Below are 12,609 nucleotides of genomic sequence, written 5' to 3'. Positions count from 1 at the left end.
GTAACGGATGTCTATAAGTGGACCGTTGGCGGGAAAGAAAGGGTAGACGGTGTCATAGGCGGCGGAAAAGCGTTCTATACCGACTATGTCGACGGATATATATCAGAATCTGGGGATATCCGCATTGAGATAGCAAAGGGAACTGTCACCATACAAGGTCCGGACGGCACTGAAGTCGTTTCAGATACCGGCAGCGTGACCACGTACAACAAAAAATATACGACTGAGTTCGGTGACATGTCCGTAAGATCGATACAAACCGTGCGCGGACAGGATTTCCAGGCAATGGTGGACGGCGAATGGCGCGACGCGGTAACATTGCAATTCGAAGAATTCAATGCCCCGGTAGTGATAGACGCCGCTACCGGAAAGCTTCTCGGGAACACTCCCGGGGATGAACAGACCGCTCTCATCCTAGGGCTGGAACGGACAAAAAAAGCCCTTACCACACTGGCTAACGGAGACTTTACACTGGCCAGGGAAGTCGATGTACGTGTAGGGGACGGGGGAGATCTCTATATTGACGTCAAAGGATATGTAAGGCACGAAGGTGAGGCCTGGATATCCACACAACTCGTTCAACCGGAATCCTTCAGTGATTATATGGCCATAGACGGAACAACCGGTAAAGTACTGGCTCTCGACAGCATGTCTCCCCAACAGATCGAAGCGTTGCGTTCAACAAAAAGAACTGAACTTACGACACAGGCATTCGCGAATGGACGATTCGACCTCAAGATGTCACTATCCGTAAAGGAAAATAACAACGACCTTTTTGTTACCGTAGGAGGCCTGTTGTATGGATCCGGCGGAAAATGGATCGCGGTCGAACAGGTGATCCCTGAAGGATTTACTAAAGGTATACTGATATATTCCAATAGCGGCGAAATGCTGGGGGCCCTTACAAAAGATCAGACAACAAAACTGCAGAAAGCGGAAAGAACGAAAGAATTCCCCGTGAACTTCGAGAACTGTGATCTAGCACTTAGCCGCAGGCTTTCGGTAAAAGTGGAGGAAGGAAAAGTGGTCATAACAGCCGGCGATTTCATCCGGAAAGTCCCGGACGGATGGGCGGTAACGGATATAGTCCCCGTTGACGGATTTGCCAAGCCATTGGCTGTCGACGCCAAAACCGGCGACATATTAGGCCCCGTAACTGAAAGCCTCAAAACACGTTTGTTGAAAGCAGAACATACCAAGAAAACCGATGTCATCCTGGCTAACGGAACGTTCACGCTTAGGTGGACAATAAAGATAAGCTCCAAAGGCGGGATACTTAACCTGCAAAAACTTGGCCAGGAAAGATTTGAGAACGAAAAATGGCACGATACGGTCCTCGTCGTTCCCGAAAAATTCGACGCGCCCATTGCGATCGATAAAGCGACCGGGCGTGTACTCGGCACATTGACCACGGAACAGAAAAAAGCGCTCACATCATCCAAGCATACAGCCGGCTATGTGTTCGAGACAGCCGCCGGACCACTTGATGTCGCGCGGGCTATCATGACAAGAACTACGGAGAAAGGCACCTATATAGCGTTCGGCTCGCTTGATACGCTGGAGAACGGCAAATGGATCAGCCTTGACGTTCTAGAGATAGATGGCATCAGCCTCCCGGTCGCGGTCGAAGCCATAAGCCGGAAGGTCCGTGGCGATCTATCCGAGAACCTGAAACAACAGCTACGGGAAGCAGTACATACCGTCAGCGCTAAAGCTAATTTCGCCAACGGCGAATTCCGATTAAGCCGGACAGTTATCGTTAAAGAGCGCCAGAGCGGTTTTTATATAACCTTGGGCGGTTTTGTACAGGATCTGGGCGGTGGGAAATGGAGGCATGTCGCGATATCCCAGCTGGCAGACAACTGCGTGATAGCAATAGACCGGAACTCTGGCAAAATCTTGGGCGGAAGCGCTGGAGCTCGCGCCGCCGCCAGTAAGCTCGATCGCGTTATGCTGGAAGGCGCTGGAATGACGTTCGAACAGGCGCGGGAGAACGCGGGAATAGCCCCCGACGATATAGCAGCCGCTCTCATGGACCCAAACACGGAAAAAGCGCGTTCGACCATGAAGACCGTAGGCACCATCATGCAGGCCGACTTCTATCTCAGGATCATGGGCACAAAGCTGGAGAACCTCGGCCCGATCAACACTGCTACTAAACAGGATACCCTGGAGGACGCGCTCAAGTCCGCTTCCGCGTACGACCGCACGAAACTCGCGGACGCATTAAAAACAGGGCGCATTGACGAAATGGTGAAAATTGTCGGCATATTGGAGACGATGGTCAACGCGGATACCGCTATAGGCATGCTGGGGGAAAAGACCCACAACCTCAACGTGACCTTCGGGGAGATCTGCGCAGGCATACGGGACGCCTCCGGCAAGCCGGCTCCCGTCACCGCACAGTCTATCCGTAATGCGGCGCAAACACACGATATGGCCGGCCTTACCAAACTCCTGGGAACATTCGACATGGTCAGGAAGTATGACAGGGCGGCCGGCACCGTCAGACTTGGCGGGAACGATCTCGAGACCATATCCGGGGTCAGCTACAAGAATATGCTGGACGCGGCAACGGCCGGCAATCCAAAGGAAATGACCGACTTACTAGGCCGGGTAGAGCGCTGGGACGGTTTGATATCCGCGTTTACATCCGGCATGAATTCGGTCGAAAGTTCAACCCTTATCAACCGGATCGCTACGGCTGCCGGAAAAGACTCCCTGACCGAAATAGCTGTGGCTGTTGGCGACCGGCAGGGGACACTTCTCGTATCGAAGGACGCCAAACAGCTCGTGTTCGGAGAAAGTGATGGTTCTTTCCATATCGGATCCAGACTAAGAGCCCGCCTTGCGGATGGTACTTATACTGAACCCATCCTCGCCGGCGAAATACGCCTCGACATATCCTCCGACGGCACAATGAGCGTGGCGAAAGAGGTAACTTATAAATACCGGGATGGCACAGGCAAAACAGATATATGCTTCCAGATCCCTGAGGATACACCGGTAACCCTGAAAGCGGACGGATCGGTCAGTATAATATCAGGACATATACTCCTCCATGAGATCGCCAGCCTCGAGTTGGACGGGAATAAGCTCGCTGCCCCGCCAACCGGGACCGGATCCGGTGAGAGCGGCGCGTCCATTACCAAGATCGCCCAGATAACGGAAGAGAACGGCAAATTCTATATCAGTCCGTATAATCCGGCGACAGGCCCTCTACATATGTATGGCAAACGCTCTCTCAGGGTGGACATCAACAATGATTCCCCGGTCGCGTCCGACGGCATGGTGATACGCTTCGACATCAGCGGCGATTTCTCTTTTACCGTGATAGATACACTCGTTTCCTCGAACGGATTTATCGTAACATCCAAGCTGGCATCCGACGGCAAAAAGCTTGAGGCTATGTCCATGGACGCATGGTCGAAACTGATCAAAGGCAAGGCGCGTGAACTCACAGGAAAAAACGCCACCAGGTTCATGAAGGATACCGAGGATTTCATGAATAAATGCGTGGATAAGGGCATGGTACTTCTTGCGGAAAAACAGTTATCGATAATACAGATAGCGCCAAAAGCCAAACAGCTCCTGGACCTTCCGGAAGAAAGACGGAAAGAGTTACAGAACATAGCGGCTAAAATGGGCCTTGACCCGAAGGTGTTCGACGCAGATCCGGCAGATGAGGCCAGATTAGGCAACCTGGCTACCATGGCGGCGAATAACAGCAAACTCGGCGCCCTGGTCAACGCGGCGGCTACCGTAGACAGTTGGGACAAACAGGTACAGGAGCATAAGGGGGATACGGATGTAAAACAGTTCATGAAAGACATTGAGGCGGCGTCCGGCGTCCGGCTGGGTTCCGGGGACTACTTCTCCGTGCTCGTGACAAAGGTCATGGATGAAATGACCAACAGCGCGCTCAGCGCGGACGAAAGAACCCTGACTAAGATGATGAGCGGGCAGTTGAACGACATATCAAAATGGTTCTATGAACACAAGGATGCTGCCGGGAATGTGGAACAGGGCACCAAGACCACCTGGTTCAGTCGTAACTGGGCAACTATAGCGGCTGGCGCGATAGCCGTAGTAGCCATTGGAGGAGCTATCTTCTCCGGCGGGAGTTCTCTGGCCCTTCTGGCGCTCAGCGCTAAACTACTTGTAGCCGGAGTAATAATGGCCGCTATAAGCGTAGGCGTATATTTCGCGGCACGAATGCATAACAACTGGCGTAACGGGAACGGTGTATTTGACGATTTCTTTACCAACCGTGACGGATCCACTGTCTGGAACGAGGTAGGGCTATTGGCTCTCAAAGGATTTATCCAGGGTGCCGGATTCGCGGCAGGTCTGGCCCTGATCGCCGCGAAGATACCGCAAATAGGCGCATGGATACAAAGCCTTACTGCCATGCAAAGGATAGTATACGCCATCACCGGTGGAGCGTTTGTTTATGCCGGGGCCAGTCAGGCACGCAGGGTAGTTTCGAACTTCATGAACGGGGACATCGACAGCATAGGCGGATTTTTCGGCACGCTGTTCATGGCGGATACCTGGACGGGTGGGTTTTCCCTTAGAGGCCTTGCCGGAGACCTTATAAAAGGCGCGGCCATAGGCGTGGCTCTCGCGTTCGGAATGGGCAGGGGAACATGGTTCAAAGGACTGCAGGCCGCCTCAAAGGTAACATGGGGAGCCCGTGCTTTATACGCGGCGTATTTCGCCGCTGGCATGGCGATAACCGCCTCCGGTTTTGTCTCCGGGGATCTCGTGGCCGGCAATATCGGGATGAAGGACATAACATCCTTCAGTCGTGATCTTGGAGCAAGCCTTTTCCAGGGTGCTCTCTGGGGATTCATGGCCATGTACGCGACATCCCCCATGGGAATATCGAAACTCGACCAGGCATCAAAGAACGCCGGGGCCTTCCTTAACGGGGGCAATGGCGCAAACACGAGGCTTTTGCAGGGGTTGAAAAGCATAAGTTCACAGATGACCAGGGGAGCGATAGAATGGACCAGGGTAAGCGTGTATTTTAACGCTATCGGCGGCATGTTGACCCATGGTGGCCTGTACACACAGGGTGGGCACAGGATATTCAGTTCTCGGGGCATGCACGAAATGATAGCGTCAGCGATAGAAGGGTTCAAGACAGGCGCCATGATGAAACCGTTCGTGGGTCTGTTCGGACCCGCGGCAACAGCCGGGAAAGCATCTCTACTAAGCAGGCTCGTTCATATGACAGGTATAGGCGACCTTGATATGGTCCTCAAGGTCATGGGCATCCAGACCGTACTCCAGCAATTTGCCGCAGAAGACATGTACGGCCGGCAGAATTTCGCAAGTGCGGGACTCGGCATGTCACAGGGTTCGATCACATTTTTCAGCTGGGCTCTTCTTTTCGCCATACCCGCGTATGTCTCCATTTCCGGAGTGTTCGGGATAGTTGCCCGGCAGGTACAGAAAGCCGTCAACAGCTCCCTCAGCAAGGGAAGAACAGCGGAAGTCCTTAGCGAGCTCCTGAACACCCAAGAGAACAAGCAAAAGATAAAAAGCGCCATGTATGAAGCCTATAAGAGATCAAAGCAAGGTTCAGAAGGCGGACCGGAAACGCAAAAGGCGGCTTTAGAGGCCGCTAAAACGGCTAAAGCGCTTGCGATTACAAGTATCGTACGCGGGAACATCGTCAACCGCAATGAAATAACATCCTCCAGGGGAGAACGTTTACTGAACCGACTTACCGGCACCATAGTATTGCCGGGTAAGGGAGGTAAAGGTGTAAGGACCACACAGGTCGCCGTGGAAAAAGCGCTGGCTAACCAGTTGAGGGCGTCCGGCGTAAACGAATTCCAGACATTGTCCGCCTCGATCGGAGTAGACTACGCTATTCATGACCTGAAAAGCAGCGGAGAGAAACTTTCCTCGCAACGCATAACGGAGATAGCCGCACGCAGACAGGCCCAAATATCCACTTTCGCCGACCGTTTTGGCGGAGCGATACAGACGGTAATGCGCAACATGTATGACGCCAAAGGCAATCTGAAGGCGGAGTTCGGGAAGATCGGCTCAGAGACGTTCAGGGAAGCGGTACTCAGGGAGATCAAGACCGTCGTTACCGGGACCATCCCGGAAACGATGCGCGCCATGAGGGAACGCGGCATATCGGAAAAGGACATAAAGAGATCCGTATTGTCAACATTAAGAGACCTATCCTCGGGGACTGGCCGGGACGCCCTGATAACATCCGTAGAAGCTCTCGCACGGGTATTCTCCGAGGCTTCAAGACCCGGGACCAATTTTAAGAACGAGTACACGGCCGGATCGACGGATATACTGCAATACAGATCCGTTCTTGCCGCCCAGATCGGGGCTATCGGGAACGCAAACGCCGGATCTGCCGCAAGACCGACGATCATCCTGCTCGGATGCGGAGGAGGAAAAACACTCGTCAATGTCGCGTTCCAACTGGCTTTCGCTGGATATATGACGGAGTTCGCTCCAACTAAGGTAGCTAAGGGAGACCTAAAGCTCCTTATAGTACTCGACATCGAAAGCAATGTAAGCAAGGATTTCGACCAGGGAAAAGCTTCCAGGAACCAGCTCCTCAGCGCTCTTAACTCATATTTCGGCCAGGCGAACGTACGCACCATAGGCAAGAACAACACTAATGACATCGGCAAGGGTGTAAATATAATGGCATCAAAGACCCTGCTGGAAATTTATTTCAATTCCCCGGAAAAACTCGAAGGGTTCCACCAGTTCAGCATCGACGAAGTGGAAGCGGTCATGCAGACCACGAACCTTACATTTAACGTAGCACGCAACATGTTCGCGCAGGCAAAAGGCGGGGAAAAACGGTTCTATGAAGCGCTGAACAAAGGCGCGCTCGCCGGCAGGGACGCTATACTTTCCCGATGGAACGGCGGCGCCAAAGGATGGCAAAAATACTTTGATTTCGACGCTACCACGAACAACCGCCATCTCACATACGAAGCCGCGAAGGCCGTAGTGGAAAGCATGCTATCTTCACTCTCTCAGGCCGAACTTGCCTCCCTGGGAGGCGTCAACAACGCACGCATGCTCTTTAATACCTATGTAAACCGTGCGGCCGATCCTCTAACCTGTAAGTTACAGCAGAAAGGCGGGTTCTCCGTGAACCTGGACCTCTGGACCGGCACGATGAGCTCATATACTATGCATGACAGGATGACAGGCGAGGATATGGTCAATACCCAGTATGGCGACCCCTGGAAGGCCTTGGCCATACACCACAGAGGCCAGGTCGAGAGCGCCAAGATGAGAGCAACAAGCGGCGGCCGGTATAACGAGAAGAACGTAGCCGGGATCGAGGCCTCCAACGCCATAAACGCCCTTATTACCTCATCACAGAGAGGGGTAAGCATAAGTGAGGCGATCGCCTATATCAACCGGCACTCAGCGACCGGACAGGACATAATGACAGGTTTCACAGGCACGATCGAGGGCTGCCGTATAGCCCTTAACGCGATGGGTGCAAGTATCATAGACCTGGGCCAGAGCGATTGGCACACTTCAGCGAAAACAATGTTCTTTGAGGGTTCCGCTGAGCTCATCGGTGCCTTCAGTAAAGCTGTAATGGGGTCACAGGCGGAAAATGCCAAGAACGGCGGAATACGCCTTATAGTGGGCGCGTTCGGCACCATGGCCAGTGCGGAAGCGGCCCTTAAGGGCCTCATGGGAAAGGCCCCTGAGGCGGAACTGAAAGGCGAGACGGTTACCCTAAAAGTGAACGGCAGAACCGTTCCTATTAAGGGCGTGACAAAATATACCACATCCAACGCCGGCAGAACGGTCAACATACTGGTATATGAGAACCCTAACTCCTTTGAGGCAGTAAGGGACGCGGTACGCATGGCCAGCCCGGCAGAACAGGGTCAGGTCAGGGAAATGTTCGGTAACTCTATCCACCTTGTATCAAAACTCGGCACTGGCGCCAATACATTCTCCAAAAAATGGATCAATGGCAAGGCACAGGACTTTATAGAATTCGGGAACACCGGAGGTTTCCAGGGCGTAGAGTTCTTTACCACCGAAATAGGCTCCTCCAGCGCGATGAAACAACAGGAACAGAGGATAAACGCGCCCGGCAGGGGAGAAGGGAACATACACCATTATGTGGACGTTTCGGACATGCGGATACGGAATGCAGAACGCGCGGAAATGACGAAGGCCATCCGCGATAACGGCGGATTTGGGACCTCAATGGATTTCGAGAATCCCGCGGCAGGGCTTTTCCGTTCACATATGGAGAACCTGAATTCGAATATCGACGCCATGCAGGCCAACAGCGTCATCGATGCGTTCAACGGTACAGGACAAACGGGACGTATGCGGGAAGCCCAGATGATACTCGGGAGAAAGACCTCTGACACCCCGCTCGTCACGGAAACCGGGGCGCCGGCCGATGTAAGCGCCAAGGTTGACAGCCTGCGAACACTCCTTCCCGGGGATGAGGGCATAGATACTTTGGACAAACACGTTAAGGACCTGGTAGACCAGATAAACGATATTGACCTGGATGACCTTGTCGGGGCGGCCTCCGGGACCTCGAGCGCACCCAGAGAGATAATTCTGGAAAGCGGAGAATCCCTAAGTTTCCAGCACACCACCGGCAGAGGGGTATCTGAAGCAAGGGCTCCGCGACACACCTCGGCGATGATGTCCAGGGCAGCGGATATCCGTGGTGAGACCACTGATACCGGCGGGTCCCGTTGGGCTGTGCAACCCGAGACCGGCCGACAAGAGGACGGTTCCTCCGCGCCAGTGTATGTTGATAGCCACTTCGGCAGCACGGCAACACGGCAGGAAATAGCCAACTCGGTCGCTAACGCCTCAATGCGGCGGACCAATGGTGACGGACTGAGAAAAGGCCTGACTGTGGTGTCGACCTCCCGCTCGGAAGGACTGGGGACGGATCTCGGCGGTAACAATGAAAAAGACGGCATAATAGCGCTCAACACACAGGCCATAAAACACCTTGCGGGAAGGATCGCGGAAGGACTGGGCATAGACACCACCGGCGCGCAAAGAATAGAGGGCATACTACGCGACATGGTCATCTCGCATGAGGTCGCACATGAAGCCTCCGGGCGGACCGACCATACAAAACAGGAAACAGCCCTGGCGACCGAAGACGCGGCCGAGTTCATAAGGTCATTGGCCAACGAAGACATCATAGCGGATATCGATGGCGCGAAGACGGTCGGAAAGATACTCGGCACCGAAAAACTGTTCGGGCAGGCATTTAACAGCATCATCTCCGCTCCCGGAGTATATGCTTCACTTGTTTCCGGCAGCATCTCACTTGAGGCCCACGGTCCAAGTTTACAGATGACAGCCGGCACGGGCAGCAATATCCCGGCGATCATCTCCGCGGTCCAGGCTATCGCTAAAACAGCCGGCACGACAGGCCTCGACCTGGACCTCACTACAGAGAAAGGAGTGGTTACCACCGTCAATGCGTTCAACGGCATGGTACGTCAATTGCGTTCAACGGCGATAAGCGATAACATAAATACAAGATCTGTCAGATCGACCGTCTCTGACGACCGGATACTGGAACTCGACCTGGGCGAAGGAGGATCCGCAGTAACGATATCCAACCCGCTCACGGAAAGAGCTATAAAAATGAACGTACCCGCGGAAGGCTATATAGATGAGAATGCGGATACGGTGACCATAGACGACTACCTTGATAACGCGCAGGAGAACAACGCGATGCACTTCGGGGATGCCGCGAACGGGCTTTCACAAAAAGCGGCCTCCGGGAAAACCACCGCAGGGATAGGAACCAATGAGCTGGGGTTCAACAGCCTGTCGTCCCTCACTTATATCAGCATGCGGATAGACGGGACCGATATAAGCCTGGACCTCGTGACCGGCCAGGCGAACATACGTTCCACATCTTCGGGGGCGGATGTCTCCGTTAAGATAGCGGCCGGCAAGACCTTTGACCAGAACACACTTAACGCACTGATCGAAGGCGTCTCCATCACGGGAGAGCAGGGGCTGGGCGTACTTAACGACGTACTTCCCGCGATAAACCGCGCCATGACCGAGAATGGACTGACTTCAGGTACCATGCAGTTCGACATAGACGGTGTAGCCATAGAAGCAGATCTCAGCGAACTAGCTTACGGTAAGATATCCCTTACCTTGACCGACAACTTCAACGAACGCTCCATGACACTTGTCCTGAACACGACCGGGAACCGGGAACTTATCCCGGGCGGGGCCGCGCGGCTCGTGGAAGATATGGTCCTGGGATCCACCGCGGGAGACCTTGAAACGTTCATTTCCCGCGTAGCTGCCATAGCCCGAGGTATTCCGGCACTGAGGACCGCAACGGTGAACGCGAGCATCTATGATGCCTACGGCAATATGGACCGGTTCCGGGCGGAGATCACGGAAAACCGCATATCCTCACTGAAAATGGAAAGACCGGACGGTACCGGGAACGATTGGAACATGGGAGAACTGAACACCCGCATCGAAATGGGCCTTAAAGGACAGGTCTCCATTGGGCAGAGCATAGAGATCGACCTGAGAGAGAACGGCGGGCACTTATATTCAATAGATCGCGTCGATAACGTCAATGATGCGGCAGTATACCGGATACGCATAGACCATTCCAGCCAGACTCAAAGCGTCATGATAAAAAGTGCGGATCTTATGGATGTCCTGGCGGAACTTACCAATATCGGCACGATCGATCCAGAGGAATATACATTCCTGCGAGATGTCGCATCCAGTAATTTCGGGGGAGTATTGCCGTATGAAGTGCGCTATGCTTTCATGGCAAGCGGGACTGAGGCCATAAGGATATCCACATCCGCCACCATCAGTTTCAGGGGCTCAATGGTCGATTTCGGAGCATCTGATATAGTGACCGTAGATGACCTGGATAATGTCATTTTTGACGGCCACTCCGAACCATACGCTGAAGCGGGCATCGACGGATATAAGGCATCACATATCGCGGATATAGCCGTAAAAATAGCTGAAGCGGCATATCGCGGAATAGACATAACAAGCACCGGCACCTCATGGATACATGAAATGGGCTCAGACGGCAGGATCGCGCGTGTCACCCGGTACTACGCCGACCATGACGCGGACGGGAACCTGATATTCGTGGTGGAAAAACTCGACCAGGCGACCGGCGCGTTCAACATATTCTGCGTATTTGAAAATAAAGTCGTAAAAGCGCTTACTGCCGATATCGACCGCCAGATACCGGGCTTTGGCACAAAGACAAATGAGATCATCGTAACGGTAATGGGAAAAAGGCTCACCATCGCCCGTATCAACATCGCCGGCAGCAGGGTAGGGGAGGGCAAATATGCCTTCAGGCTGGCAGGAGTAGAAGACATAACCTCAGCGGATACGCCATCTTCCGTTCCGGAAGAGCAGGGCACCACGGATGACGGCATGACCCGGGACAGTTCGACCCCCGGCCTGGCTCCGGATACACATAAGGCCAAGAGCCTGGATCCAAGTGCAACTATCGGCGGGATATTACCCGAACTGCGGAAGGCACTGGAGAACGGCGAACGGGATAAAGCTGTCGACATGCTTGTCGCGATCTTCAGTAAATGTGACGCGAACGGGAATATGACCGAAAGCGCGCTGGCAGAGGCCTATACCGCGGCCGAGATCATAGATGCCGCGGCCGGTGATATGCTCCTAGAAGAAACGCCGGATGAGGATGATTCAGCAACTGATATGGAATCAATGGCCCGGGCTGTACGCGGTATCGCGGAACGGTCCAGTGCCGACCAGCTCAAATATCTGAGAGACCTCACCGCGGAAGGATTAAGAAACCCGGCCGCGAGCGAGCTTCCGCTAACAGCCACACTGGCTACACGGATCATCATGTCACGGAACGGACGCATTTCCGGAGAACAGGGCGGGTTAATGGCCCCGGCCACATTCAACGCCGTTGATATCACGGGCAATGGCGGCGAGATGGCAGGAGATGGAACGGTTATTACCACGGCCCCGCAAATAATGGATTACGGAACCCAGGCAAACGCAGCGGTGAACGCTAACGCCGGAGGCTGGAACAAACTTAAGTCCCCGGATACCGTAAACATATGTATAGCTACCGAGACGGCAGCGAAAAGTGACGAGAAAGGCATGAAACGCCTGAAGGATAACGGCTCGTACCAGATGGTAAAAGAGGTTTCCACCATAGAGGACCTTACGACCATACTTTACGAGGCGGAAACACTCGCCAGGTCCCTTGGCGCCAAAAAGATCGTGATCACCGGCGTCGCGTTGCGCGAAGATTTCGATTCCGCCACGGCACTCATCACGGAGATCGCCAAAATAAGCGACAATTTCGTACTGGCGGAAAAGGGCCATATTTTCGGCAAGGTACTGGCACTCGCGATAACATACAGGGGGTTCCAGGCGGCGTTCACCGATGAAGGTTTGAAACGTCTGCGGGAAATGACAAAGAAAGGCGCAATAACATTAAAACTTGATGCCGGCGGGCAGGGGCAGGACACGACCGACGAGGATATCGACAACGCTTTATTCGCTGACCTTAAAGCCGATACAGCGTTCTAA

Annotated in this window: 1 protein-coding gene (cut by a window edge); it reads left to right on the top strand. The window is 53.7% G+C overall.

Annotated features, from left to right (window positions below):
* Window positions 1-12,609 carry the end of a hypothetical protein gene (locus PHH49_03510; GenBank protein ID MDD5488016.1) on the top strand. The gene continues 19,242 nt to the left of window position 1, outside the view, so the window shows 12,609 of its 31,851 coding nt (coding positions 19,243-31,851); the start codon falls outside the window, past its left edge; its stop codon occupies window positions 12,607-12,609.

Source organism: Candidatus Omnitrophota bacterium, assembly GCA_028715965.1.
In the GTDB taxonomy this organism is placed as follows: Bacteria; Omnitrophota; Gorgyraeia; order Tantalellales; family Tantalellaceae; genus JAQUQS01.
Note: the sequence above shows the minus strand (reverse complement) of the source record. Positions and strands in the feature narration are given on the sequence as shown.